This window comes from Loktanella sp. S4079 (genome assembly GCF_000967725.1).
Lineage (GTDB): Bacteria > Pseudomonadota > Alphaproteobacteria > Rhodobacterales > Rhodobacteraceae > Yoonia.
Map to the genome: position 1 here is coordinate 42820 of NZ_JXYE01000002.1, position 26036 is coordinate 68855.

Sequence of the window (26036 nt, forward strand, 5' to 3'; positions counted from 1 at the left end):
GGTCCTTTTGAGTATTTGGAACAAAGCGAGGGCTGGGCGTTCTGGTCATCATCGTCTTTCGAGTGCGCGATAGAGCCATAATAGCGCGGTGGTCGCCGGTTGTCCTGTGTGGTGGGTCTGGAACTGCCATCCCGTTGTGCGGGCCAATTGCGCGAGCCGATCTTTGCGTTCCGCGAGGCGTTGGAGATAGCGTTGTTTGAGGCCACCCGCGCGGAGCGTCTCGTGCTCGATGGCTCCGGTCATGGAGTGAAATACTGTGCGCCCTTCAAAGGGGAATTCTTCCTCTTGTGGGTCGAGGACCTGCAAGAGCGCACCGCGCACGCCGCGTTCGGCGGCCTCTAGCAGCGTGTCTTCTACGGCAGAGATGTCACCTAAGAAGTCACTGATCAGAACCGCTCTTGAGTGCGGAAGCATGCCTTGACTATTTGGGCTGCCATAATCAGTGTTGGCTTCTTGGCATAGGATTTGTGCCATCTGCATGATTTGACCATCGCCCCGGCGTGGCGGAAGCCGAAGCCCCGTCAGCCCAACACGTTCGCCGCCCCGATTGAGGAGGATTGCGATTGCGAGGCCCAACATGCGTGCCCGGCGCGATTTTGTTGGGTTTTCGTTCGACTGAAATTCCATGGCTGCCGATTGATCGACCCAGAGCAGGATAGATTGGGCGATTTGCCATTCCTTGTCTTGAACAAAGTTGGCGTCAGAACGCGCTGATCTGCGCCAGTCGATACTGCGCGCTGGATCGGTGGGCTGGGCGGGGCGATATTGCCAAAACGCATCCCCAGTGCCGGCGCGGCGTCGCCCGTGTTCGCCCAACAGGACGGTGTTCGCGAGGTGCTCTGCCTCTGCCAAGAGCGCGGGCATGGGCGCGGCGAGCCCTTCGGCATCGGCCCGGAGGTTGAGTGGTGCAGTCATGCGGCCGATGCGACGTTGGTTACTTGGTCCGCAACTGTGTTGATGATGTCGGCGATGCTTTCACCACGTGCACGGGCGGCAAATGACAGTGCCATCCGATGTTCAAGAACAGGCACCGCCATCGCCCGGATATCATCAACCGAGGGTGCCAGCCGCCCATCAAGCAATGCTTGCGCGCGAACCGTCAGCATCAACGCCTGTGCCGCCCGAGGCCCCGGACCCCAACTGATGTTTTGCCGAACGATATCGGGGGCCGCATCATCTGGTCGACATGCACGCACCAGATCAAGGATCATTTCGACGATGTTGTCGCCAACAGGCATGCGCCGCAATAGGGCCTGTGCTGCACGCAGTTCATCGGCGGTAAAGACTGCGGTTGCTTCGTCCTCGGTTGCGCCTGTTGTTGCGATCAAGATGTCGCGTTCAGTGGCGCGATCTGGGTAGGGAACATCAATTTGCACCAAAAAGCGGTCAAGCTGCGCCTCGGGAAGGGGATAGGTGCCTTCTTGTTCGATGGGGTTCTGCGTTGCCAGCACATGAAAAGGTTCGCCAAGTGGGCGGTGTTCACCTGCGATGGAGACTTCTTTTTCCTGCATTGCTTGCAAAAGCGCGGACTGAGTGCGTGGCGATGCGCGGTTGATCTCATCCGCCATCAAGAGTTGGCAGAAAATCGGGCCCTCGATGAAACGAAAGTTCCGGGTTCCGTTCTCGGCTGTTTCCAGTACTTCGGACCCCAGAATATCAGCAGGCATGAGGTCAGGTGTAAACTGAATACGGTTGCCGTTCAGCCCCATGACCGTTGAAAGCGTATCAACAAGTCGGGTCTTACCCAAACCAGGAAGCCCGATCAAAACGGCATGTCCGCCACAGATCAGCGCAGTCAATGTCAGGTCAACAACCCGCGTTTGACCGATGAACCGTCTTGAAATGCTGCTGCGCGCTTCTTGCAATTTTGTGCCTAGGCTTTCAATTTGCGCGACAAGATCGGCGTGATCGGCCATGACTTTCCTCCGGTTGAACTATATTTGTCTATACCAACAGATATTCGCACGAACCCCAATGGCAAAATCAATGAGCACACAAAAGATTGTGACCCCATCCGCAGAAAGCATCGCCCAAAGCGCGCGTGCAGCCCAAAAAGGCGGGTTACCGCCGGTTCATCTATGGAATCCGCCACATTGCGGGCATATCGACATGCGGATCGCACGCGATGGAACGTGGTTCTACATGGGTACCCCTATTGGTCGGCCGGAACTCGTGCGCTTATTTTCGACGATTCTGCGCAAGGATGGCGATGAGTATGTACTTGTTACTCCGGTTGAGCGGGTTGGAATCACGGTGGATGATGCGCCCTTTGTCGCGGTGGATTTTGAACAAAAGGACGACGCGCTGGTGTTCGAGACAAACCTCGGAGATTTTGCGCAGGCGGGTCCTGAGCATCCGATCCGTGTGGTGCGCGATCCACAAACCAATGAACCAAGCCCCTATATCCATATTCGCGCCGACCTCGAGGCGTTGATTGATCGCAAATCATTTTACCGGCTTGTTGACGTGGGCGAGCATTGTGAACACGAAGGTGCGGAATGGTTTGGCGTGCGGTCAGCAGGCATATTCTTTCCGATTATTCCGTCGGCAGAGCTGCGTTAACCTGCAACGCTTGAAGCCACTGGTATGACAGTGTTAGCTGCAAAGGCTTGACCACAAAGGACAATCGTCATGCCGAAATTTTGCGCCAACCTGACATGGCTGTTTCAAGAACTACCCTTTATGGACCGTTTCGCTGCGGCAAAGGAGGCAGGCTTTGACGGGGTCGAGGTTCAGTTCCCTTATGATGTAAACGCGCAAGATGTGGTGAACCAATTGGTTCGTCACGATCTCAAAATGGTGTCGATTAATTGCCCGCCGCCAAATTACACAGGTGGAGAGCCCGGCTGGGCCGCCGTTCCAGAGCTGAAGGACCGCTTTCGCAGGGACTTCACCCGTGCGGTTCGTTACGCCAAGACCCTCGGAGCCGAATACGTCCATATCATGGCGGGCAAGGCAGAAGGCCTAGAGGCCCAGAAAACCTATATCGAAAATTTGAAATGGGCGGCAGCGCAGGCACCGAAACAAAAGCTAACGATTGAACCGATCAACGATCAGGATATGCCGGGCTACTTTCTGAATAGTTTTGTTCTTGCCTCAGAGGTGCTTGGGATCGTCGATGCCCCCAATCTGGGCTTGCAGTTTGATGCCTATCATGCGGCGAAAATCACGGGTGATGTATTTACCACATGGGAACGGATGCGGAATTTGACCGCGCATGTACAGGTCGCGCAAATTCCACACCGCACAGAGCCAATAGCTGGTGAAATAGACTACCCAGCGTTTTTCGCGACCCTCGCGCGTGACGGCTATGGCGGCTGGGTCAGTGGCGAATACGGCCCCGCGACCACCACTGCTGCTGGGTTGGGCTGGATAAAATAAATGTCCCTACTGAAACCATGCTGACAGAACGCTGTCAGTAGGGGTATGTTTAATATCTGTCATCAACCTCAAACAATGGAGATGAGAGATGACCAAGAACGCAGTCGTATGGACGGAAATTCCCGTGACGGACATGGAAAAGTCGGTCGCATTTTATAACGAAGTATTTGAATTCGGCGCTACAATTGACAATTCTGGCCCCAATCCGATGGCCATGTTTGGCGGTACAGAAAACGCAGTCGGCGGGCACCTTTATCCCGGAAAACCGGCCCCTGACGGTGGGAATACGGTTCATCTGAATGTGCCAGATGGGTTAGAAGCCGCAATGAAACGCTGTGAAACGGCGGGCGGTCAAATCGTCAGCCCGATCGTTACAATTCCACCGGGTCGCTTTGCCTATGCAAAGGATCTGGATGGCAATTCGCTTGGGCTATTTGAGGCCACGTCTTAATGCGCCGGGCCGATCGCTTGTTTCAGATATTGCAATATCTGCGGGGCGGTCGGCTGATCACGGCTGCACAATTGGCCGAAAAGCTAGAGGTCACGCCGCGTACGATCTACCGTGATATTGCGCATTTAATTGGCTCTGGCGTGCCTATCGACGGCGAGGCGGGTGTCGGTTACCTCATGCGCGATGGCTATGATTTGCCGCCGCTCATGTTCACCCAAGAAGAAATCGTCGCACTGGTGGCAGGTGCCCGCATTCTACAAAGCTGGGGCGGGACCAAAATGGCCGCCGCCGCCCAAGAAGCGCTGGTCAAAATCGACACAGTCCTGCCGGACGACGCCCGAAAAAAGGTAGGGCAGGTCAATGTGCACGCCGTGACAATGCCTTGGCATGGCGGGACTTGGCGCGATTATATTGACCAATTCGAAGCTGCCGCCGAAGACTATACCCGCTTTGAGATTGCTTACGAAGACGAACATGGCAAACAAAGTCAGCGGATCGTGCGTCCGCTGGGCGTGTGGTTCTGGGGCAAAGTCTGGACCGCTGTTTGCTGGTGCGAACTACGGAATGATTTTCGCATGTTCCGTCTGGACAGGATCAGTCAACTGAGCGAAGCGGGCAGCTTTCACCCACAAAAAGAGCAGACGTTGCAGCACTTTATGGATTGCAAAGCCTATATGCGTTAGCCGCCCTTTATGCGTCGGTTTACTTAGTTATCTGGATAACGATTGTGCCAAACGCATCAATTGCACCGCTTCGGCCCTAAGTCCAAAATTGTCGGTCCCACGATTGTCGTGGGCCAGAGCGATTGCCTGATCATATCCCCAGTCGCCTAGCTGGCTATCACCGCGCAAGAGTTGACCAAATCCCGCAATGGCAGTGGCAAAATTTGTCTCTGTGTTGGGGGAGGTTACCGCGGGAATCGATATTTCTATAGGCACGCTGGTACGATTGTCAGACGCCGCATAGTGTATTTTAATATTGCCAATTTCGTCGGGGGCTTCTGCCGTCGTGCCGGGATCATCGCGCAGCAGATTTCCGAGTTCAGGCATTTGATTTGTAAGCGTAATTTCATAGATCACAGTTGATGAGCGTCCTGAACTGACCTCGCCAAGATCAACTGGATTGTTCGTCAGGTCCGCGTCGCGGGACTTAAGGGCATCGTAACCGATGAGCCGGTATTCAGCCTCCTGGTCAGAGTCGATATCCAATTGCAGCGTCACGTTGCTCGCGGTCACAGAGTTGCCGCCCGGCCTTTGCCCTTGGAGGACAATGAAGAGCAATTCCGTGTCGTCATTCCATGGCGTTGGGAAACGGGTCACTATTGTTTGGAATGGGACGTCGTCCAATTTGGGCGCAGGGTAGTCATAATCGAAATGGTTGATCAACTCATCGACGCGTATCGTATTCGCCGGTGGTATCTGGCCGTTCATCAACGCTGACTGAATAGTGGCATAACTGCTGCCGTCATCCTCAATTGATGGCGCCATAACCGGGGCTTCTAGGACCATCGCAAGAGTATTTGAGGCCCCGTCGAACTGGGGTGCGGTGCGTGCAACTGTGGCGGTATCATCCGACATCAATTCTGCGATGCCTCCTTCGACATGCGATAGGGGGGGAACGGTCCGGGCGATAGCTGATGGCTCTGGCGCGGGTGTCGCGGGCAAAGGCGGATTTGCTTCACTCATCGTGATCGAGGCAGTTTCGGTTGCCAAGTCGGCAGACCCGACCTGTTTTGCAAAGGCGGGCTCGCTGGTGTGCGGTATAAGCAGGCTTTGACCGCCTGACGTAAAAAATAGAAAACCGCATGCAAATACAGCAGTTGTGGCCCCGATCGCGGCCTTAGATGTTATGATATTCCAAATACGTTTAAGACCCGTCCCGCCGGTCATTTCAGGGGTAGCGCGCGCATGGATGTCGTCAAAATTCTTGCGGGCCAGTGCGATGTTGTCGGCGCGGCGTGTTGCATCCGCACGCGGGGTGGCCTGATCCATCAAGGATTTGAGGTCGTCAAGATCATCGGTCATTGTGCGGCCTCCTTTTCTTTGATCGCGCGTAGGGCTTTCTTGGCCTCGGAAACGCGCCAGCTAATCGTGCCTTCGGATACGCCAAGGATTTCGGCAGCTTGGGCGTGGGTCATATCGTCGAGGACCAGCGCAAGCGTATCGCGCAAGTCTTCGTTCAACTGGTTCATCGCGGCAGTGAGCCAGTCGAGCGCTTCGGTCGTTTCGCTGTGCTCGGCTTGGCGCGCGATTTCCCAATCTCCCCAGCCTGTGGTGGCCTTGGCATAGGTCGCGCGTTTGCGCCGACGGTCGTGGGCCGCATTGACTGCTACGCGGTAGAGCCATGTCGTCACTTTGGCGCGCCGCTGGTAACTGCCCAGTTTGGCAGGCAGGGCGGCGCATATATCTTGGGTTAGGTCTTCGGCCTCGGCCTGCTGACCTGTGAGACGAAAACAAAAGGCGAATAGCCGATCGTAATGACGATCGAGCAGCGCCGCAAAGGCTGGTCCGTCGCCATTTGCGGCTGCTTCTGCAAGGTCTTCGTCTGTTGTTGTCATACGCATCACGGTGATTGGACGTGACAGAATGGTCAATCCTTGGCGCACTGCAAAATTTTTCTGATGCGTCGCCGTTGGAGGCGGGCGGCGGGTTATTGCCGCCCACGCAATCCTAGCGGACCCAAACCTCGACCCGGCGATTCAGGCGCTGCCCGGCAAAGTCAGAATTGCAGGCAACGGGGTTGAGTTCGCCATAGCTTTTGATTTGTACGGTGCTTGGGTCAAAGTCTGACCCCGTAAGCTGCGCTGCGATACTGTCCAGAACGGCCTCTGCACGGGCGTAGCCAAGGTTTCTATTCGCGTCAAAAGCACCATCTGTATCGGTAAAGCCCACTAGTGCGACCTCTTTAACGTTTGGTGACGTGGTCAGGTAGTTGGTCAGGCGCAGCAGATCGCGGCGGGATGCGTTATCGAGATTTGACGACCCGGTTTGGAACCGAAAGGTCGGCGACAGGCGACGCCATTCGAGCATATCAATATATAGCTCGCGCAGCGCAGCAAGCTCTTGGCGGCTTTGGTTCGTGTCAATCTCGGCGCGGATACTACGGGCGGTTGCCGACAAATCCCGACTGTCGATGTTGAACCCGATAAAACCGGACTTTTCGATAATGCCATCCGCGGCCGGAGATTTCGCATAGGCAAGTAGCCCCTGCGCACGTGCAGGCAATTCGGCGCTGGTTGTATAGAGGTACAGCGTCCGTTGAAGCGGGTATTCACCGGTCTTTGCAGCGAAAGTTGATGCCTCTGCCGCGATGCCGCAGCTGGAAATCAGGCCAAGCGGTTTATTGTCGCCACGAAATGCAAAGCCGACATAGCCAACTCCGCCCGGATCGCCAAAGACGGATTCGGACATCTCGGCGTTGCCCGCGACGATCCGCGCTTGCCCAGTTAGAGATGTGTTAAACGGGTCAAGGAACTTGCCGGCGATGGTGGCAAAGGTGCCAGAGTTTCCGTCGCGTGTGTAAACAGTCACGGGCAAGTCAGCTCCGCCGAGTTGCGCCCAATTCGACACCTTGCCGGATAGGAGGTCAGAAATCTGTGCCTCGGTCAGCGCATCGACGGGATTGTCAGGATGCACCACAACCAATAGCCCATCAACCGCGATCCCATGCTCTTGTTCAAAGCTCAGTGCATCGCCCAGCCCCGCATCGGCCAGTGCGCTGACTTCTTCGCCTTTGATGCGGCGCGAGGACATGCCGATTTGTGTCGAAAGATCGAGCAATCCGCGAAAGCCAGTGCTTGATCCGCGATCTTCGATCATCGTGGTGAATAAGGTGCTGCCAACGCCTTCGTCACCGATGACAGTGAGCACATGCTGGCGCTCGCCGACTTTGCGGTTGTCAACAACGGCCCGCTGGCTTTCCGCATAGCCACGCACCAACAACGGCATCAGCTCCGCGCCAATCGTATCTGATCCTTTGATGGTAAAGTCGATCGCGACTTGCCCACCCTCAGGGCAGGCAGCCCCAGAGCAGCTTACTAATGATGCCGGAACCTGAACCTCTCCGATTTCGGTACGCATGATGTAGAACCCGTTGGTGAATTCCAATAATTCGCCGGTCAGGGCCATTTCACCGTCATTGGTGCTGAGTGATACTTCCTGCGCGAGGCTGGGGTGGGCTATGAACATGCATGATGCAGCTATAAGTCGCTTTAGGGTTGTTGTGGGGCTGAGCATGTGAAGCCTTTCGTCGTCTCGTTCCGTGGTGGGCCCATAGATCGGGCCGAGAGACAGATGGCTTGGATGCGATTCAGAAGTGTTACAAACAAGTGAAGGTTTTGTAACGAGCGGGATTAAATTGTTAATATTCCAAAAGGTTAAAATTTTTACATTCGTGGATGTCCTGAAGGGGCACGTGATAAAAAATTACCGCAGAACTCGCAGATTTTGTGAAACTCTCTGTTTGTGACCAATTTCGCTTATCGTTCGCACGGCTTTCAGAGGTGCCTCTAGTTTCCTTGATATCTGCCTTTTCGATTTTGAGTTGTATTTCTGCTGCTTGATTGTGGCTGCTCTGTTATGCGCGATGTGGAAAGGGCTTGCGTGCGTTGGGCTTGTTTCGTATATTTCTGTTATGACAGAAATTAAGCAAGAAACCCGCCCAGAAGCGATTGAGCAATTTATCCTCTATTGGGGAGATATGGGCAGTCAGTGGGGCGTTAATCGCTCTGTGGCGCAAATTCATGCGCTGCTCTTTTTGGCGAGCGCGCCGATGCACGCAGAGCAGATTTCGCAGAGCCTTGGGATTGCGAGATCAAATGTGTCGAACTCGCTCAAGGAATTGGTTGCGTGGCGGTTGATCCGACGTGTCCCGATTGCGGGTGATCGTCGCGAGCATTTCGAAGCCGAGGCAGATGTGTGGGAGATGGCGATGCGGATTGCACAGGGCCGACGAGAGCGAGAGATTGATCCTGCGGTGTCAGTCATTGATCAATGCGTTGCGCGCGCCCGCGCTGACGGCGATGTCGATCCCGTTGCCTTACAGCGGTTGACCGATATGCAAGATTTCCTGACCACCACAACACATTGGTATGATCAGATGCTTGGTGTTCCAAAGGCCCAGTTGATGCGGCTTTTGGGGCTCGGGGATAAGGTCATCAAATTGCTGAAATTTGCTGGAGGCCGCGAAAAGTAGCGCACGTCATAGCGGGCGCGTTTGTTGGAGATGACCATGCACCTACGCCACAGTTTTCCGAATAGTTATCCGACGGCAGAAGTTATCCCTGAAAGCTTAGTATCGGATAATCGTTTCCGTAATCTTTTGGGGCCTGGGCAGTGGGCGCAGCTACCGGTTGCTATTCAACGCCGGTTTGGAAAGCGATTGAAAGGCGGACAAAGCGTCGCCTATCAGGGCCAGGTTACCAAGATAAAGATGAATGCCTTTGGTTGGCTGCTGGCTCAAGGCGCTAGGATTATTGGCGCACCTTTCCCTTTTGATCGTCGTGCGCTTGACCGACCTGCTGTTGTGGTCGTCACCGAAGATGCCGCAACCGACGGGCAGTTTTGGATACGCCAATATGGGCGCGCACGTGGGTTTCCCCAAGTTGTGCATAGTTCAAAGCGCTTCGCTGGCCCGACTGGGCTAGAGGAATACATCGGCTATGGGATCGGTATGGCGTTGCGCGTTAAGGCGACCGATGAGGCGCTATATTTCGTCAGCGATCATTTTTTTGTGCAGATCTTGGGTGCGCGCGTTCGTCTGCCAAAAATGTTGGAGCCGGGGGATGTTGTTGTCGGGCATCATGAACTGGGTGACAGGCGCTTTCGGTTTTCCTTGTGCGTGACACACCCGATCTTTGGGCGCATGTTAGAACAAGACGCGATCTTTCGAGACGTGGATGAACCCTAAGTCAGGAGACGGCACTTGCGTCCAAACCTTAAGCAGCTTGAGGCTTTTGTCTGGGTTGCGGATTTACACAGCTTTCGCCGTGCCGCCGAAAGGTTGAACACCACGCAGCCGAATATTTCCGCCCGTATTGCCGGGCTAGAGGCGTTGCTGAATACGCAATTGATGACGCGTGACGCGGGTTCCGTTCAGTTGACGCAAAAGGGGCAATTGCTTCTCGCGCATGCACGCAAGGTGTTGGGTGCAGCGGATGAATTGATCGCCGCAGCAGAACAAAAGGCCCTGTGGTCGGGGACGCTGCGTCTTGGTGTGACGGAAATGATCGTGCACACGTGGCTGCGCGACTATTTGCGCGGCCTCAAAGAGCAATATCCAAACCTAGTGATTGAGCTAACTGTTGACCTTTCCGTGCATTTGGAAAAGGCGTTGGCGGATCGTACGCTCGATATTGCGCTGCAAAATGGGCCATTTAGCAGGATGTCCTCGGGTGATCTGTTTCTCGGCGCTTACCCGTTGATCTGGGTTGCCGCACCGATGATCGTGCCCGAGGCAGAGGTGACTATTGATGATCTCGCTGGGCATCCGATTTTGACCCACGCGCGCAATACCCGCCTATTTGATGAGGTCGCGACCCATTTTGCGCAGCGGCGGGATTTGGCTGTGCGATTGGTGCCATCCAGCAATCTGGCGGCCTGTCTACATATGTCTTTGAATGGTATGGGCATCGCAACCTTACCCGCGGCAATGGTCACGACGGAACTGTGCGAAGGTGCGCTAAAGCAAATTCACTATGATTGGTCACCTGCGCCGCTCGCATTCCATGCGCGCTATGACGCTGAACGCGCGACACCGGCAGTGATCGGGGCCGCTGAGCTTGCGGCGAGAGTTTCAGGTGGCATCGGGTAAACTTTGCAAATAGGCCGTCAAAGACGGCGTGATCGATAACTTTTATTGATTTGATCAAATTAAAGAATTTGTGGTGATGAAAAACCAGTCGTAGCCTGACGTTAAACAAGGCGAGGGATTGATCAACCATGCAGGATCAGGTGCGGCTGGGTGTTGATATCGGTGGGACCTTCACCGATGTGGTTCTAGAGGTCGGATCGGCGCAGTTCTCGACCAAGGTGCTGACCACTTATGCTGCGCCAGAGGATGCCATCATCGACGGCATGCAGCAGGTCTGTGAAAATGCAGGTGTCACCCCAGAGGCAATTTCGCAGATCATCCATGGCACGACACTGGCGACTAATGCTCTGATTGAACGGCGCGGGGCGAAAACGGCTTTGATTACGACACAAGGTTTTCGTGACGTCATCGAAATGCGCACCGAAAGCCGGTTTGAGCAATACGACCTTAATCTGACCCTGCCAGAGCCACTGTTACCGCGTCAGCATCGCTTTACCCTAGAAGAGCGTATGAATGTCGCAGGCGATCCGCTCTTGCCGTTATCACGTGATGCGGTCGAGGCACTGGTCGACAGCATTGTCCCAATGGGGTTTGAAAGCATCGCAGTTGGATTTCTTCATTCCTATCTCAACGACAGTCATGAAAAACTGGTGCGCGAGGTGATCGCGGCGCGGTTGCCTGATACGATGGTTTCGATCTCTTCCGAGGTGTCGCCGCAGATGCGCGAATACGAACGGTTCAATACGACCGTTGCAAACGCATATATTAAGCCTTTGATGAAATCCTATCTGCTGCGGCTTAAGGGGCGTTTGGCAGCTGCGGGTGCCGCGTGCCCTGTGTTCTTAATGCACTCGGGTGGTGGGATTATCAGTCTTGAAAGCGCGGCTGAGTTTCCCGTGCGGCTGGTTGAATCCGGCCCGGCCGGTGGCGCTGTTTTTGCAGCGAATATCGCAGCGCGCTATGGACTTGATAAGGTCGTTTCATTCGATATGGGCGGTACGACAGCCAAGATATGTTTGATCAAGGATCAAACCCCGAAAACCGCCCGTGTGTTTGAAGTTGCCCGTACCTATCGGTTCAAAAAAGGTTCAGGCATGCCGATTTCGATTCCGGTCATTGACATGGTCGAGATTGGTGCAGGCGGCGGTAGTATCGCTCATGTTGATGCGCTCTCGCAAATTCGGGTCGGTCCGGAAAGCGCAGGGTCAGAGCCAGGGCCTGCCTGCTACGGGCGCGGCGGTCAGCGCCCCGCTGTTACCGATGCTGATTTGGCCTTGGGCAAATTGGACCCTGAAAATTTTGCTGGTGGTCGTATCCCGCTTGATCCCGGCGCGTCGGAACAGGCGCTGGCAGAGTTGGGTAGAACGCTGGAGATGGACGCAACAACTGCTGCCTATGGCGTTGCCGAGGTGGTCGATGAAAACATGGCGAATGCCGCTCGTGTCCATGCTGTCGAAAATGGTGAAGACCTCGCAGATTATACGATGATCGCATTCGGCGGCGCGGCCCCACTGCATGCGGGGCGGCTTTGTGAAAAGCTGTGTGTTAAACGATTGTTAGTCCCGAAAGGGGCAGGGGTCGGATCGGCAATTGGATTTTTGCGCGCGCCCTTTAGCTTTGAGGCGACACGCAGCGTCTACATGCGAATGTCGCAATTCGATGCTGAAAAGGTGCAATCGTTACTTGCCGAAATGACCGAAGAGGCCACTGCATTTGTGCAAAACTGTGCCCCGGACCAGCCTATTCACGCTCAGACACGCGTTTACATGCGTTATGCAGGGCAGGGGTGGGAAATCCCCGTCCGTCTATCAGCCGATCAGGCGAAATCGCCAAATGCGGATATATTCACGGACTTGTTTGAACAAGCCTATGAGGGGTTGTTTGGGCGCACAGTCGCGGGGATGGAACCCGAAATCACTGTGTGGGCCGTAAATGCCACCACCCAAATTCACACCCCAGAACCGGTCGGGGATCTACCGCCGCAGCTGGCCGCAGTTTCGGTCGGTGAAAGGGCACTATTTGACCCCGCGATAGGCGCATATGTCACTGCGCAGATTTATGCGCGGGACAGTTTAGTGCCGGGTGCTTGTGTCGCTGGTCCGGCTCTCATCGTGGAAGATGAGACAACAATCGTGGTCCCCAGCAGTCGTCGCGCACGCGCGCAACCTGATGGAACAATAGACATTTCAGAGGAAACCAGATGAGCACAGTTGCAAATCAAGTCATGTGGAACCGCCTGATCTCAATCGTCGAAGAGCAGGCGCAGGCGCTGGTGCGGACCGCTTTTTCGACCTCGGTGCGTGAGGCGGGTGATCTCTCGGCGGGCGTCTATAACGCGGATGGGGTGATGCTTGCGCAGGCCGTCACGGGAACACCCGGACACGTCAACGCGATGGCGGATGCAGTTCCCCATTTCATACGTCGCATCGGTGCTGATAATATCCACGAAGGCGACATTTATATCACCAACGACCCGTGGGAGGGGACAGGGCACCTTCATGATATCACTGTGGTGACACCGTCGTTTTATCGCGGCAAGCATGTCGGATTTTTTGCCTGTACTGCGCATGTTGTCGATATTGGCGGGCGCGGCTTTGGCGCGGATGCCGCGAGCGTTTACGAAGAAGGCATATACATCCCGATCATGAAATTCGCAGCACGTGGCAAAGTTGATCAGACCTTGATCAATATGCTGCGTGGCAATGTGCGCGAACCTGATCAAGTGATTGGCGATATCTATGCTTTGGCCACCTGCAACGAGGTTGGGCAGCGTCGGTTAATCGATATGATGACCGAATTTTCGCTGTCAGATTTGAATGGAATTGGTGATTTCATTCTCGATCATTCGCGGCGCGCGACGCTCGCCCAGATCGCGGAATTGCCCGCCGCGTCGGCCCAAGGGGGGATGACTATTGACGGTTTTGACGCGCCGATTGATTTGCGGGTGTCGCTTAGCTTTGCGGGTGATCATATCTCTTGCGACTTTGCCGGGACGTCGGGGGTGGACAAAAAGGGGATCAACGTTCCGATGGTCTATACAAAGGCCTACGCTTGCTATGCCTTGAAATGCGCGATTGCGCCGGAAATACCAAACAATGCGGCGTCACTTGCGCCGTTCCAGATCACTGCACCAGAAGGCAGCATTGTGAACGCGCCACATCCTGCGCCCGTCGCTTTGCGGCATGTGATTGGGCATATGATCCCTGATACGGTTTACGATGCGCTTGATAAAATTCTGCCCGCGACAGTTCCCGCCGAAGGGGCGGGCTGTTTGTGCAACTTTCAACTCAGCTTGCGCCCCACTGCTGGCAACACGGGAACACGGGCAGAAGTCTTGGCCTTTAACTCTGGTGGGGCAGGTGCGCGACCCACGCTTGATGGTCTGAGCGCGACAGCATTCCCATCTGGGGTGATGACAATGCCGGTTGAGGCAACCGAACACAGTGGTCCTGTGATCATTTGGCGCAAGGAATTGCGACCTGACAGCGGCGGGGCTGGGCAGTTTCGTGGTGGTCTGGGACAATATATGGAGGTCGGCGCAGTCGCTGGCCATGAATTCGATTTTTCTGCAATGTTCGACCGGGTCAATCACCCCGCGCGCGGGCGCCAAGGCGGTGAGGCAGGCGCGCCAACAACAATCGCGCGCGACGACGGAACGCAGATGCGTGGTAAGGGTAAACAATTCGTTCCCGAAGGGGCGCGCGTCTTGCTCGGGTTGCCGGGTGGGGCAGGCTATGGCCCTGCCGAGGCCCGTGATCCCGCCAGCGTCAAGCGTGACTTGGCGAGGGGCTATATCTCGGCCCAGTCGGCCGTTGCGGATTACGGGTTAGATGCTGATCAGGTTGACGCCGTGCTTGCCGCTGTCGCAAGAGGAGAGGCCATATGATGCAAAGCCCTACGCAAACGACCTATGACGTCGTAATTATCGGCGGCGCGATGCTGGGTTCCTCGGTCGCGTGGTTCTTGGCGTCCAATCCAGATTTTGACGGCTCGGTGTTGGTTGTTGAGTGCGACCCGACCTATGCATTCGCATCTACGTCGCACACAAATTCCTGTATCCGCCAGCAGTTCAGCGCCGAGATCAACGTAAAGATTTCCCAGTTCGGAGCTGACTATATCAAGAAATTTCGTCGCTATATGGGGGATGATCCGCGCGTTCCGGACATTGCGTTTCACCGTTTTGGCTATCTGTATTTGGCGGATAATCAACGCTTCGCGGCGACCTTGCACGACAACCAACAGCTTCAAAATGCCTGCGGGGCGGGAACGCGACATTTGACACGTGACCAGATCGCAGCGGATTTTCCATTTCTCTGGCTGGATGATATCGTCGCGGGAAATCACAACCCCATTGATGAGGGGTATTTTGACGGCAACACGATATTTGACTGGTGGAAACGTGCCGCCCAAGAACGCGGTGTCGTGTATGTGCAAAACACCGTCACTGACTTGCATTTGAACGACGCCAAAACGCAAGTGACCGCCGTCGTTCTGGACAGTGGCGAAGTCATCAATTGCGGAACAGTGATTAATGCAAGTGGACCAAGGGCAGCACTGACCGCGCGGATGGCGGGTATCGAGATCCCTGTCGAGCCGCGCAAACGCTACACCTATATCTTTGAGGCCGCAAAGCCGCTGGAACAGGAATTGCCTTTAACGATTGACCCGGCAGGTGTGCATATGCGGTCCGAAGGGGCATATTACCTCGCTGGGTGCCCGCCTGACGACGACCCGGCGGTTGGCTACACGGATTTTGTCCAAGATCACTCACTTTGGGAGGAAAAGGTTTGGCCTATTCTGGCCCGCCGTATCCCGCAGTTTGAGGCAATTAAACTGCGTAATTCTTGGGTTGGCCACTATGCCTACAATACCTTTGATCAGAACGCGATTGTTGGGCCGCATCCTGATGTTCGCAATTTTTTGTTCGTGAATGGATTTTCTGGGCACGGGTTGCAACAATCCCCGGCAATGGGACGTGGCACGGCCGAATGGATCACCTATGGTGAATACCGTAGTTTGGATTTGTCCGCGCTGCATTTTGAGCGCATTCAATCCGGGGCGAAATTCGTAGAAAAGGCCGTGATATGAAGACCAAGACAAACCGCTTTCTCACCGGGATCAGAGCAGGTGAGGGGCAGATTGGATTCTGGCTCAGTCTTGCCAGTGCTTATAGCGCAGAGGTGATCGCAGCAGCGCCTTTTGATTGGCTCGTCGTTGATTTGGAACACACGCCCGGTGATATGCAAACCGTCTTGGGGCAGCTTCAGGCTGTCGCCCCATATCAGGCAACAGCCATCGTGCGCACACCCGCAAATGACCCCGTGCTTGTCAAACGGCTTTTGGATCTAGGGCCCGAGGGAATTTTGTTCCCGATGATCCAATCCCCACAAGAGGCCGAGTCCGCAGTCTCGGCCACGCGTTATCCACCGCATGGAATACGCGGTGTAGCGGGGAATGCGCGCGCCAATCGGTTTGGGCGGCTCAGCGACTATTATGAACGTATTGAGGCTGAAACTGCCGTCATCGTTCAGATCGAAACCTGTCACGCGCTTGATCAAGCGTTGGAAATCGGCACGGTTGCGGGTGTCGATGGCGTATTCTTTGGCCCTGCTGATATTTCCGCCGATATGGGTTTGTTAGGACAGCCGCTGCACCCGGATGTTTGGGATCGGATATGGCCGGCGGCTGAAAGTCTGATCAAAGCAGGGGTGCCTGTAGGGACTTTGGTCACAGACCCTGTGATGGCCGCTGACTTGCTGCAAAAGGGATTTGCCTTTGTTGCCTGCGGTACTGATGTCGGAACCTTGGCACGGGCCACGGATAATTTGTTGGCGCAGGTGCGCCAAGCGATTGATAAGGATGAAGAATGAAGAAACTTGTGCTGACGGGTGCTGCTGGACGTTTGGGGTCGTATCTGCGCGAACCTTTGACCAAGATGTGCGAGGAGCTGGTCTCGACGGATCGGGTCGCAGAGATTGGCAAGACCTATGCAGGCGAAACCTATGCGCAGGCTGAATTGACTGACCTCGCCGCGTTAGAAGAAATCTTGGACGGTGCAGATATGGTTGTGCATTTCGGCGCCATTGGGGACGAGGCCCCATGGGATGATATCCTGCAGTCAAACATCATTGGTGCTTATAATGTCTGGGAAGCGGCCTATCGCAAGGGCGTGCGGCGTGTCGTCTATGCAAGCTCTGTTCATGCGGTTGGGATGCACGTCAAAACGGATGTTATCGATCTTGATGCTCCGCATAAACCGGATACCTACTATGGGCTTGCCAAATGTTTCTGCGAAGACCTCGCGAGCCTTTATTGGGACAAGCGCGGCGTCGAAGCTGTCTGTATGCGGATTTTCTCTTGTGCGCAGGTCAATAATGCGCGTGCGCTGGGCACTTGGCTATCTTATGACGATTTGATTCATCTGGTCGAACGGTCCATTGATACACCAGTGGTCGGCTTTACCAAGGTTTGGGGGCTGTCCAATAATGACCGGATTGTCGCGGACAACAGTAAAGCTGCTCATCTGGGCTATCGCCCCAAAGATAACGCAGAGATCTATGCCAAAGAGATTTTGGCTGACACGCCACCGCTGGATAATAAAGATCCGGCCAACATGTGTTTGGGTGGCCCATTTGCGACGGTCGAATTGGGGAATTCTGGCGTTGCGGCGTTGAATGTCGTGGACGATCGTAAAGAAACCTAAAACAACCATGCCCCGGACAAATGTCCGGGGCATAGCGGGGGACATTAGCCGTTCAATTCGGCCAAAATCTCGTCCAGCGATGTGCAAACGGCTTCCATGTCTTCGGCCGCTGCGGCTTCGGTCATTGCTGTTTGCAGCGCAGTTGTGATTTCCATCATCTTTTCAGGATCAGTCGCTGCAAGCGCCTGTACACCTGTCGAGATTTCGGTCGTCTTTTCTTGCACCAAAGCCTCGGTACATTCAGCGGCAGCAGTTGTTGCCATTGATGCAAATGCGATAATTGCAGAGAGCTTGAGTGAGTTTTTCATTTTAATTTTCCAGTTTTGTTTCAAACACCTGTCAGGTGTCACGTCGCAAAACCAAGGTCCATTACGGGAAACTACGTAGAGCGGAAAAATGCACAGCACTACGCTAAAATTTGCCGGGATTCTGTTATATCTCATAAGTTGAATGTAATTTTCTAGTTGTCGCTATTGGTGCGCTCTGGCATGGGGGTAGATTTTTGTTTCCGTGACATCCACATACCGCACAGGATGAGGGCGACACCAATCGTCCGCGCGAGCGGGCTGCCGGGCGCACCCATCACGATATCCAGAATAACGCCAGAGATCATTTGCCCTGCGATTATCAGCATCGCTGTTTGCGCAGCGCCAATTCGAGGGATCAGCCAACTACCTGCCGCGATGAAAATGACGCCTATGGGACCACCCAAGTAGGCCCACCAGGCGGACTTTTCTGGTTCCCCAGCAAACAATCCCCCGACGACAAGTGCCATGCAGGTGATAAAGACGAACCCAACAAAATGGTTCCAAAATGAAGATTCCATTGCAGAGGTCGAAAGCGCCAGTCGTCCGTTAAGCTGTCGACTCAGTCCAACGAGAACCCCGGCCAAAACTGCAAGCGCGGCGTAAATGATCATGCGTTGCCTCCGAAAAAGATCAAAACCAGACTGCCGATGATAATCAGTGTCAGGGACAGATAGTCCTGACCTGAAGGCATACGTTGCGGCAGGCCAAATAAACCGCGAATGTCAGCAAACAGGCTAAACAGAACTTGTCCTGCCAAGCCAAGCGCGATGGTTCCAGAGAGTGCCAGTGCCGTGTTCATTGTGGCAGAGGTCAACATGACAGTCACGCCGCCTGAAATGCCGCCCAAATAGGCCCAAAGTGGGGGTCGCGTTTTGCTCGCCCTTTTGGGGCGTAGGGCGAGTAATAGAATGAGCGCCACAACGCTACCCGCGATATGTGGCACCCAGGATGCGAAAAAGAGGGAGCCATGGATGGCAAGGGTGCCATTACAGAGCACCATTAAGGTCAATAAGCCACCTGCGCCGAATGCGGTGACAAAGTGGAAAGACTTGGGGGATAAGGTATTTTTTTCCATGACACCTGCATCACGAATTTTTCGCGGCGGTGCAATGGGCCGTGCGAGCATGTGGGACAAAAATCGCCGCCACATGCTTGCCTTACTCGTTAACAGAATACACGTTAAAGGCTTAAAAACACACTCACTACACAGGGCATGCGATCCTCATCACTGCCTTAAGAACACATTACTGTTCTGATATGTTTAGAATTAGACACAAAATGTGCTTTCGTAGGACAGTTATGGGCTACATTTAGGCACGCTGAGTTTGACGTTGACAGCATCGGCAAAGCCTCTATAAGCCGCGCATTCATTGGTGTTGGTGGACCTCGCAAGAGGAACCCTGTCATTCCGGCAAAATCCGGGAAAAGGACAACGCCCTTCGTAATCTAAAGAAGGAGATCAGCGTATGACTAAACGTACCGCTGCCAAGTACAAAATTGACCGCCGGATGGGCGAAAACATCTGGGGTCGTCCGAAATCCCCAGTAAACCGTCGTGATTATGGCCCCGGCCAGCACGGTCAGCGCCGTAAAGGTAAACTGTCTGACTTTGGTACACAGCTGCGCGCAAAGCAAAAGCTGAAGGGTTACTACGGCGACTTGACCGAGAAACAGTTCCGTCGCATCTACGGCGAAGCCGAGCGTGTAAAAGGCGACACAGGTGAAAACCTGATCGGTCTGCTCGAGCGCCGCTTGGACGCTGTTGTATACCGCGCAAAGTTCGTTCCAACTGTCTTTGCTGCACGTCAGTTCGTGAACCACGGCCACGTCACAGTGAACGGCAAGAAAGTGAACATCCCTTCTTACCGTGTGAAAGAAGGCGACGTGATCGAAGTACGTCAGAAGTCCAAGCAATTGGAGCTGGTTCTGGTTGCTTCTCAACTGCCAGAGCGTGACGTTCCTGACTACATGGAAGTTGATCACTCCAAAATGACTGCGACTTTTGTACGTACACCATCTTTGGGTGACGTGCCTTACCCGGTCACAATGGAACCAAACCTCGTGGTCGAATTCTACGCGAAGAACTAATCAGTTCTTCACAGAGTTTCGAAAGGCCGTACCGCAGGGTGCGGCCTTTTTTGTTGCCACAGCGGCTTGTGCTCAGCCTACGAAACCCAGCGCGTTTTCCATTTCTGCAATGACGCCGTCTAGATATTTGTTAAAACCTGCATCAGGCTGTCGTAGTGGAAAGACCTCTGCGAATGGATCGGGGGCTTCGGTCGCGCTTTGGACAAGGGTTTGGAGCACCGCGTGGCCACAGAATGGAACGTAAGTTTCCGAGTAGCCACCTTCGTGAACCAATAGCAATTTTCCACCGCACAGATCCTGCGCTGCTGCCATCACTTGGCCGGTCATTTGTCGAAAGGTGTCTGCTGTGGCTAACATCCGGCCGAGTGGATCGTTGGCCGCGGCGTCAAATCCGCAGGCAACGATGATGATATCTGGTTGAAATGCGTGGATTGCTGGCAGGGCGAGCCGCTCCATCGCCGAGAGATAGCCATTGTGCCCCGTTCCTGGTGGGAGTGGAATGTTCAAATTAAAGCCGTGACCTGGACCTGTGCCGCGATCGGCAAATGCCCCTGTATCCATCGGATAATTCCGGTCCTGATGAATTGAAATTGTCAGGACATCATCACGATCATAAAACACGGCTTCGGTGCCATTGCCGTGGTGAACATCCCAATCAAGCACGACAAATCTCTGGGCCAGATCAGCATCGCGGGCTGCCTCAATCGCAATCGCGATGTTATTCAAGAGGCAGAAACCATTGGGGAAATCTGGCAGGCAGTGATGCCCCGGCGGACGCGATAATGCGTAGGCGTTATCGACGTGACCCTTCAACACTGCGGCCAATGCGGCTTTTGCCAGCCCAGCCGAAAGCGCTGCAATCTCGTAACCGCCGGGGCCAAATGGGGTGCGGCGACCCAGCTCACCACCGCCCGCATCTGACATGGCCTTGAACCGATCTAGGTAGTGGGCTGGATGGACACGCAGCAAATCTGTGGTCGTTGCAGGTTCAGCACCGCGCATGTCCAACTCTTTTGCAAGGCCCGTGACCTCGATCAGGTTTTTCAACCGACGCTTTGTTTCGGGGTTTTCGGGCAGACCTCCGTCGAGCGGCTGAACCAGCCCACCAACAGGCAGCATGCCTGCATAATTGCCGCCACTATGCCAAAAACAGCGTTCGTCCCAAAAGAAACCAGTGGTCATCTGCGCGCATCCATTTTGCTAATTGGTGGTGAAAGGCCCTGTTATTCAGGGCGTCGTAGCCGATAGACACCTTCCGGTAGGTCAAGCGCGGCCTGAAGATCCCGTAACTGGCTGAGTGAAATGGTGATTTGCATCATCTCATCGGTCCGTGGATCAAGCTGCGACACCGTAATGCAGTCGTCAAACGCGTTGACGGTGACGTCTTCTTGCAATGGGGCTTTGCCCTCATCGACAAGGGTAACAACTGTCGCGTCGTATTCGTGTTCAATGGTAAACATACCAAGAGCCTAGCCCGCCGATTTGCCATGTGCAATCGGCACTAGCGATAGGGAGGGTTCGTGCTATGGTCCGGGCAATAACAAAAGGGAAGTTTAATGCGTTTCGTACCGATTGTATTTGCTCTGGTGATGGCCGCCTGTACGCCTGTTGTGCAGGATCAATCGCCCGCTATCGCGCCAATCCAACAGACCCCAACAACTGCCAAAGTGTCACGTGCAAGGGCTATGTCGAATTATCAGCGCGCGGTCGCACGTATCGAACCTGTCGCGGAAAACCTGTGTAGACAACGTGCACCGTCTTTGAACTGCAATTTTCGGATCATTGTTGATGATCGGCAGCCCGGTGTTGTGAACGCCTATCAGACGTTGGATAACACAGGCCGCCCAATTTTGGGATTTACCGTTGGCCTGATCGCTGAGGCGCGTAACGAAGACGAAATCGCCTTTGTTATGGCCCACGAGACCGCGCATCACATTGCGGGGCATATTGAACGCCAGAGGCAAAATGCCATGGTGGGTGCGGTCTTGCTGGGTGGGCTGGCTGGGGCGCTGGGGTCAACTAGCCCTGATGCCATCAACAATGCACAGCGGATCGGTGCAACGGTTGGCGCTCGCTCTTACTCTAAGAACTTTGAACTCGAAGCGGATGCCTTGGGGACACGCATTGCTCATGCTGCGGGATATGATCCGCTCAAGGGGGCGCAGTTCTTTTTCCGCATTCCTGATCCGGGTGATCGCTTTTTGGGGACGCACCCCGCGAACGGCGACCGTTTGCGCACTGTGCAACGTGTAGCGGCAAGCCTTTAGCCAATGAAAAAGGGTGCCGCCAAAAATTTGCGACACCCTTTAAATACAAAACTCAAGATCACCTCAGGACACGCGTCTTAAGCTGGAAACATTGCACTTGTAACATGTACTGAGATAGCCGGAGCCTGCCCTTCCGTCAGGTCATGAATTCCATACTTTTGGAAATATGTGCCAAACCTATTGCGATTGCTGCGAAAAAACAGGCCGATGCGACGACAACGAATCCGTGCCAGATGGCATTCGCAAAGCGTAAACTCTCGGCGGCGTAAAAGATCACACCGACCGTATAGAGCAATCCACCGCCCGCAATCAGAGCCATTGTTGAAACAGGCACAACGGGCCAGAGTGACCAGATCAAAAATACGCTGAGCCATCCCATAATCAGATAGAGCGCAGGGCCAAACCGCCCCGGCGTCTGCCAAAAGAATAATTTGAGCGCCATACCAATCAGCGCAAGCACCCACACCAGTACAAGAACCGCATAGGAAAACCCGGTTCCGATCATCACAACAAGCGGCGTGTAGGTGCCAGCAATCTTGAGATAGATCGCCGCGTGATCAAATCGGCGCAAAACCGGGCGGATGCTTTCCCACGGTGTCATGTGATACATGGCAGAGGCCACGAACGTCGCGATCAAAGCGCTGCCATAGACACTGACGGCGGCGATTTGCGCGGGGCTGCTCATGCCTGCGGTCCACATAATCAGGATGATCGCGCCCGTAACTGCGCCAATGACACCAATGGCATGCATGGTGCCGTCGGCAATTCGTTCGGGCAGAGAATAGGTCGGGTAGGTATCTTTATTTCGCATCATTCCTTTAGATTATGGCGCGCCGACCTTGCGTCAATCGTTTCGTGGGGTCACACAGTTGCTCCAATGGTTCAATTTGTCATGAAGTGAGGAGAGCAGGGATGTGGCAGCAGTTAGCGCGGATCAAGCAGCGTGCAATTTGGTCGTGGGATGGATTTGCCCACGTTTACAAGACCGAACATTCGCTGATGCAATGGATTGTTGCGAATATCGCCTCTGCCATTTTGGCCTTTGTACTGCCGCTGAGTGCTTCTGAACGGGGGATAATCTTGATGGGTGGGATCATCGTACTGGCGGCGGAATGCATGAACACCGCGATTGAGCGAGTCGTGGATGACATTGGTACCGACAAGCGCGATGCCGCCAAACATGCTAAGGATTGCGGATCAGCGGCGGTGGCCGTGACAGCCATCGGTGTTGGCGTGGCTTGGGTCTGTATCATTGTTGGGTTGCTGTGAAGATTATCGAAAATGTCATCAGTGATCGCGGGTCGAAATACGCGGTGTCGGGCGGGCCTGTTGGATCCGCTGATGAGGCGCGGGCGTTTATTAAGTCACTGTGCAAGAATAAGAAATTCGCAAAGGCTACACATAATACTTGGGGGCTTTTGCTAGATGACGGGCCGATCAAGAGTGACGACGGAGAGAGCGGCGCAGGCATGGTGATCTTGCGGATGCTCGAGCGCGAAGAACTGCACGGTCACATCATCGTGGTGACGCGCTGGTATGGCGGCAAGCACCTTGGCGGAGATCGGTTCCGGCATGTGCAGGATTGCGTGCGGATTTATATTGAGGCGATGGATTAGCTGCGCGAACGAAACTTTGCGTTTGTCAGGTGCCCAACGTTAGGGCAGCGCTTGGACCTCGGGGTGGGTGCGAAGCGCCCTCCCCATGGGGGAGGTCCGGGCGCTGCCCGGCTTTGCCGGGATGGTCTATTGGAAACGACATCCGTAAAATTTAAGAATTTCTTTTTGACAGTCTGTTAGCTGAGCTTTCTCTGGCGGCGTGGGTTGCAGAACAATACCGTAATCAAAGATTCGCTTGCCTTCTCTAGCCATAATAGGCGCTAGTCGTTGAGCAGGAACTGGGTCGTGTCTTGTGTCAAGAGTATCTACCGCTTGATAGAAAGCACTAGCAACAATGTCTGCAAACTGTAGCCCTGCATGCATATAATGTGGGAGGTAATCTACCTGATCAAATCTAAGGACTTCTGGGCGAATCTCTCTCTTTTTTAGAAATGTCGTTTTCGCATTCGCTTGTAGCTTTAGTAGTTCCCAATAGGCTTTTGTTTGACCGTATCTATGCCCGCCCCTTTGGCTGAATACCACTTTCATGATTCTCGGCGTGCCAAACTCTTTGACGCTAGTTTCTAGGCAATAATCTGTTGCGCGTTCAAGTAGAAGGCGAACGCAAAAATTGTAAAACCAATGGACTGAGTTTTCACCATGTCTCTCGGCTGCTTTAATATTTGAGTATCCGCGCATATTTTTCTTGTTAGATAGTACAACAAATGCACGGCTCGGGATTTCTGCGACAAGTTCAGCAGCCCTTGCTTTTTTTGTCGGGCTCAGCTTTCGAAAATGCAAATTGTCACTTTGGGTGGCGTTTATGTCAGTTCGGATTGCTTGTAGCTGAGAGGCGAGTTTTTCTTCGTTTGCATTTCTAATTAAGAAACCTGATATACACAGCCATTCCGTTCCCCCCTTTTTATCAATTGGACGAACTCTTTTTAGGCCATCATCACCTGCCTCATCTATGAAAAGAATATACTCGGGGTCAGAATTTTGCGTCGCCATGAATCAATCGGGAATTAATACTACCCCACAAATCGTACTCCCCGGCTTCTTCAACTTCAACTTGTAAAACATCTCCCACGGCTAACCCATCCGTGCCCTCATCAATAAACAGGTTCCCGTCGATCTCGGGGGCGTCGGCCCATGTTCGGCAGGTGGCTATGCGGTCTTCGTCGATGTCGTCTACGATGACCTCGAGAGTCTTGCCGACCTTGGCCTCTAGTTTGGCTTCGGAGATCGCTTGGGCTTTGGCCATGAAGCGGTCCCAGCGGTCTTGTTTGACCTCTGGCGCGACGTGGTCGGGTAGGGCATTGGAGCGCGCCCCTTCGACGTTTTCGTATTGAAAGCAGCCAACGCGGTCGAGTTGGGCTTCGTCCAGCCAATCAAGCATGTGCTGGAACTCTGCTTCGGTCTCGCCGGGGTAGCCGACGATGAATGTGGAACGCAGCGTGATGTCGGGGCAGATGTCGCGCCATGCCCGGATTTCTTCGAGCGTCTTTGCACCCGCCGCAGGCCGCGCCATCCGCCGCAGCACATCGGGGTGCGCATGTTGGAACGGGATATCCAGATAGGGTAGGATACCGTTGCTTGGGTCTGCCATCAGCGGGATCAGGTCGCGCACATGCGGGTAGGGGTAGACATAGTGCAGCCGCACCCACGCCCCCAGTTGCCCCAATTCGCGCGTCAGATCGAGGATATGGCTACGGACTTCGCCGTCTTTCCACGGATTAACGTCATATTTACGGTCCAGCCCATAGGCTGAGGTATCTTGAGAAATCACGAGGAGTTCTTTGACACCCGCATCAACCAGCTTTTCCGCCTCGCGTAGGACGGCGTGCGCAGGCCGTGACGCCAGTTTGCCACGCATATCGGGGATGATGCAGAATTTGCACTTGTGGTTACAGCCTTCGGAGATCTTCAAGTAGCTGTAGTGGCGCGGTGTCAGGGATACTCCTGTCGCGGGCAGCAGGTCGATGAACGGATCGGGCGCAGGGGGTACGGCGCCATGCACGGCGTCAAGCACCTGCTCATACTGGTGCGGCCCTGTGACGGCCAGAATATTGGGGTGGTGTTCGCGGATGTAGTCGGGCTCTGCCCCGAGGCAGCCGGTCACGATGACCTTGCCGTTTTCGACCAGCGCCTCGCCAATGGCGTCAAGGGATTCTGCCTTGGCGGAATCAAGAAACCCGCAGGTGTTCACAATGACCGCTTCTGCCCCGCTGTAATCGGGTGAGATCGCATATCCTTCGGCGCGTAGCCGGGTGAGGATGCGTTCTGAATCCACCAGCGCCTTGGGGCAGCCAAGGCTAACCATGCCGATTGTTGGCTGGCCGGGGCGGCTGGGATCGGTGAATTGCGCTTTGGGCGCGAGGTCCGGGCGGAGGCTGGGCGGGTTTTGTGTCATAGCGGCCATATAGCGAAGGCT

General features: G+C 54.5%; 29 protein-coding genes. 16 read left to right on the top strand and 13 right to left on the bottom strand.

The window, feature by feature from the left end; genetic code table 11:
• Positions 1 to 48: 48 nt before the first annotated feature.
• Both TW80_RS01240 and TW80_RS01245 read right to left on the bottom strand, forming a co-directional pair.
• On the bottom strand, positions 49 to 915 hold the full coding sequence (locus TW80_RS01240) for a DUF58 domain-containing protein (protein ID WP_045995562.1): 867 nt from the start codon (positions 913 to 915) through the stop codon (positions 49 to 51).
• A complete protein-coding gene (locus tag TW80_RS01245; protein ID WP_045995563.1) occupies positions 912 to 1916 on the bottom strand; it encodes an AAA family ATPase in 1005 nt (334 codons plus the stop codon). Before TW80_RS01245 ends, TW80_RS01240 begins: the two co-directional genes overlap by 4 nt.
• A 70-nt stretch (positions 1917 to 1986) precedes the next feature.
• On the opposite strand from TW80_RS01245, the gene TW80_RS01250 reads away from it, so the two are divergent.
• The 4 genes from TW80_RS01250 to TW80_RS01265 all read left to right on the top strand — a co-directional run bounded on the left by TW80_RS01250 (position 1987) and on the right by TW80_RS01265 (position 4515).
• The gene (locus TW80_RS01250) at positions 1987 to 2562 is read left to right on the top strand and encodes a DUF1285 domain-containing protein (protein WP_045995564.1); all 576 of its coding nucleotides are present in this window, start codon (positions 1987 to 1989) and stop codon (positions 2560 to 2562) included.
• Positions 2563 to 2631: 69 nt separating this feature from the next.
• Positions 2632 to 3381 (top strand): hydroxypyruvate isomerase family protein, encoded by a 750-nt coding sequence (locus tag TW80_RS01255; RefSeq protein WP_045995565.1) that lies wholly within the window; start codon positions 2632 to 2634, stop codon positions 3379 to 3381.
• Positions 3382 to 3469: 88 nt separating this feature from the next.
• A complete protein-coding gene (locus TW80_RS01260; RefSeq protein WP_045995566.1) occupies positions 3470 to 3832 on the top strand; it encodes a VOC family protein in 363 nt (120 codons plus the stop codon).
• Positions 3832 to 4515: a helix-turn-helix transcriptional regulator gene (locus tag TW80_RS01265; RefSeq protein ID WP_045995567.1), complete on the top strand. Its 684-nt coding sequence runs from the start codon at positions 3832 to 3834 to the stop codon at positions 4513 to 4515. The genes TW80_RS01260 and TW80_RS01265 overlap by 1 nt, the downstream gene beginning before the upstream one ends.
• A 27-nt stretch (positions 4516 to 4542) precedes the next feature.
• Here the strand turns inward: TW80_RS01265 and TW80_RS01270 are convergent, their stop codons facing one another.
• From TW80_RS01270 to TW80_RS01280, 3 genes are all read right to left on the bottom strand, one after another.
• The gene (locus TW80_RS01270) at positions 4543 to 5856 is read right to left on the bottom strand and encodes a YfbK domain-containing protein (protein WP_045995568.1); all 1314 of its coding nucleotides are present in this window, start codon (positions 5854 to 5856) and stop codon (positions 4543 to 4545) included.
• Positions 5853 to 6389, bottom strand: a complete 537-nt coding sequence (locus tag TW80_RS01275; RefSeq protein ID WP_045996927.1) for an RNA polymerase sigma factor — start codon at positions 6387 to 6389, stop codon at positions 5853 to 5855. Before TW80_RS01275 ends, TW80_RS01270 begins: the two co-directional genes overlap by 4 nt.
• Before the next feature lie 112 nt (positions 6390 to 6501).
• The gene (locus TW80_RS01280) at positions 6502 to 8019 is read right to left on the bottom strand and encodes a phosphate ABC transporter substrate-binding/OmpA family protein (protein WP_204218460.1); all 1518 of its coding nucleotides are present in this window, start codon (positions 8017 to 8019) and stop codon (positions 6502 to 6504) included.
• 445 nt (positions 8020 to 8464) lie between these two features.
• Between TW80_RS01280 and TW80_RS01285 the strand changes: the two genes are divergently transcribed.
• From TW80_RS01285 to TW80_RS01320, 8 genes are all read left to right on the top strand, one after another.
• Complete coding sequence (locus tag TW80_RS01285) at positions 8465 to 9025, top strand: GbsR/MarR family transcriptional regulator (RefSeq protein WP_045996928.1); 561 nt, start codon at positions 8465 to 8467, stop codon at positions 9023 to 9025.
• Between the two features lie 36 nt (positions 9026 to 9061).
• Positions 9062 to 9739: a DUF4166 domain-containing protein gene (locus TW80_RS01290; RefSeq protein WP_084625739.1), complete on the top strand. Its 678-nt coding sequence runs from the start codon at positions 9062 to 9064 to the stop codon at positions 9737 to 9739.
• A gap of 15 nt (positions 9740 to 9754) precedes the next feature.
• Complete coding sequence (locus TW80_RS01295; protein WP_045995570.1) at positions 9755 to 10642, top strand: LysR family transcriptional regulator; 888 nt, start codon at positions 9755 to 9757, stop codon at positions 10640 to 10642.
• A gap of 128 nt (positions 10643 to 10770) precedes the next feature.
• Positions 10771 to 12846, top strand: a complete 2076-nt coding sequence (locus TW80_RS01300; protein ID WP_045995571.1) for a hydantoinase/oxoprolinase family protein — start codon at positions 10771 to 10773, stop codon at positions 12844 to 12846.
• Positions 12843 to 14528, top strand: a complete 1686-nt coding sequence (locus TW80_RS01305; protein WP_045995572.1) for a hydantoinase B/oxoprolinase family protein — start codon at positions 12843 to 12845, stop codon at positions 14526 to 14528. The genes TW80_RS01300 and TW80_RS01305 overlap by 4 nt, the downstream gene beginning before the upstream one ends.
• A complete protein-coding gene (locus tag TW80_RS01310; protein ID WP_045996930.1) occupies positions 14528 to 15730 on the top strand; it encodes an NAD(P)/FAD-dependent oxidoreductase in 1203 nt (400 codons plus the stop codon). Before TW80_RS01305 ends, TW80_RS01310 begins: the two co-directional genes overlap by 1 nt.
• Positions 15727 to 16512: an HpcH/HpaI aldolase family protein gene (locus TW80_RS01315; protein WP_045995573.1), complete on the top strand. Its 786-nt coding sequence runs from the start codon at positions 15727 to 15729 to the stop codon at positions 16510 to 16512. Before TW80_RS01310 ends, TW80_RS01315 begins: the two co-directional genes overlap by 4 nt.
• Positions 16509 to 17345 (top strand): NAD-dependent epimerase/dehydratase family protein, encoded by an 837-nt coding sequence (locus TW80_RS01320; protein WP_045995574.1) that lies wholly within the window; start codon positions 16509 to 16511, stop codon positions 17343 to 17345. The genes TW80_RS01315 and TW80_RS01320 overlap by 4 nt, the downstream gene beginning before the upstream one ends.
• Before the next feature lie 44 nt (positions 17346 to 17389).
• Here the strand turns inward: TW80_RS01320 and TW80_RS01325 are convergent, their stop codons facing one another.
• The 3 genes from TW80_RS01325 to TW80_RS01335 form a co-directional block, all read right to left on the bottom strand.
• On the bottom strand, positions 17390 to 17653 hold the full coding sequence (locus tag TW80_RS01325) for a hypothetical protein (RefSeq protein WP_045995575.1): 264 nt from the start codon (positions 17651 to 17653) through the stop codon (positions 17390 to 17392).
• Between the two features lie 152 nt (positions 17654 to 17805).
• Positions 17806 to 18264, bottom strand: a complete 459-nt coding sequence (locus tag TW80_RS01330) for a DMT family transporter (RefSeq protein WP_045995576.1) — start codon at positions 18262 to 18264, stop codon at positions 17806 to 17808.
• Entirely contained in the window at positions 18261 to 18728 is a 468-nt protein-coding gene (locus TW80_RS01335) for a DMT family transporter (protein WP_045996931.1), read from the bottom strand. The genes TW80_RS01330 and TW80_RS01335 overlap by 4 nt, the downstream gene beginning before the upstream one ends.
• Positions 18729 to 19119: 391 nt before the next feature.
• Here TW80_RS01335 and rpsD point away from each other — a divergent pair, with 391 nt between their 5' ends.
• On the top strand, positions 19120 to 19740 hold the full coding sequence (gene rpsD, locus TW80_RS01340; protein WP_045995577.1) for a 30S ribosomal protein S4: 621 nt from the start codon (positions 19120 to 19122) through the stop codon (positions 19738 to 19740).
• A gap of 72 nt (positions 19741 to 19812) precedes the next feature.
• Here the strand turns inward: rpsD and TW80_RS01345 are convergent, their stop codons facing one another.
• Both TW80_RS01345 and TW80_RS01350 read right to left on the bottom strand, forming a co-directional pair.
• Positions 19813 to 20922 (bottom strand): class II histone deacetylase, encoded by a 1110-nt coding sequence (locus TW80_RS01345; RefSeq protein ID WP_045995578.1) that lies wholly within the window; start codon positions 20920 to 20922, stop codon positions 19813 to 19815.
• A 41-nt stretch (positions 20923 to 20963) separates the two neighbouring features.
• Complete coding sequence (locus tag TW80_RS01350; protein ID WP_045995579.1) at positions 20964 to 21200, bottom strand: hypothetical protein; 237 nt, start codon at positions 21198 to 21200, stop codon at positions 20964 to 20966.
• A 96-nt stretch (positions 21201 to 21296) separates the two neighbouring features.
• Between TW80_RS01350 and TW80_RS01355 the strand changes: the two genes are divergently transcribed.
• The gene (locus TW80_RS01355; protein WP_045995580.1) at positions 21297 to 22007 is read left to right on the top strand and encodes a M48 family metallopeptidase; all 711 of its coding nucleotides are present in this window, start codon (positions 21297 to 21299) and stop codon (positions 22005 to 22007) included.
• Positions 22008 to 22143: 136 nt separating this feature from the next.
• Here the strand turns inward: TW80_RS01355 and trhA are convergent, their stop codons facing one another.
• Entirely contained in the window at positions 22144 to 22821 is a 678-nt protein-coding gene (gene trhA, locus TW80_RS01360; protein WP_045995581.1) for a PAQR family membrane homeostasis protein TrhA, read from the bottom strand.
• A gap of 98 nt (positions 22822 to 22919) precedes the next feature.
• Between trhA and TW80_RS01365 the strand changes: the two genes are divergently transcribed.
• Together TW80_RS01365 and TW80_RS01370 are read left to right on the top strand one after the other, a co-directional pair.
• Positions 22920 to 23276, top strand: a complete 357-nt coding sequence (locus tag TW80_RS01365) for a diacylglycerol kinase (protein ID WP_045995582.1) — start codon at positions 22920 to 22922, stop codon at positions 23274 to 23276.
• Positions 23273 to 23623 (top strand): YigZ family protein, encoded by a 351-nt coding sequence (locus TW80_RS01370; RefSeq protein ID WP_045995583.1) that lies wholly within the window; start codon positions 23273 to 23275, stop codon positions 23621 to 23623. Before TW80_RS01365 ends, TW80_RS01370 begins: the two co-directional genes overlap by 4 nt.
• Before the next feature lie 126 nt (positions 23624 to 23749).
• Here the strand turns inward: TW80_RS01370 and TW80_RS01375 are convergent, their stop codons facing one another.
• Together TW80_RS01375 and rimO are read right to left on the bottom strand one after the other, a co-directional pair.
• The gene (locus tag TW80_RS01375) at positions 23750 to 24613 is read right to left on the bottom strand and encodes a DUF3800 domain-containing protein (protein ID WP_045995584.1); all 864 of its coding nucleotides are present in this window, start codon (positions 24611 to 24613) and stop codon (positions 23750 to 23752) included.
• Complete coding sequence (rimO, locus tag TW80_RS01380; protein ID WP_045996932.1) at positions 24594 to 26015, bottom strand: 30S ribosomal protein S12 methylthiotransferase RimO; 1422 nt, start codon at positions 26013 to 26015, stop codon at positions 24594 to 24596. Before rimO ends, TW80_RS01375 begins: the two co-directional genes overlap by 20 nt.
• Positions 26016 to 26036 lie beyond the last annotated feature (21 nt).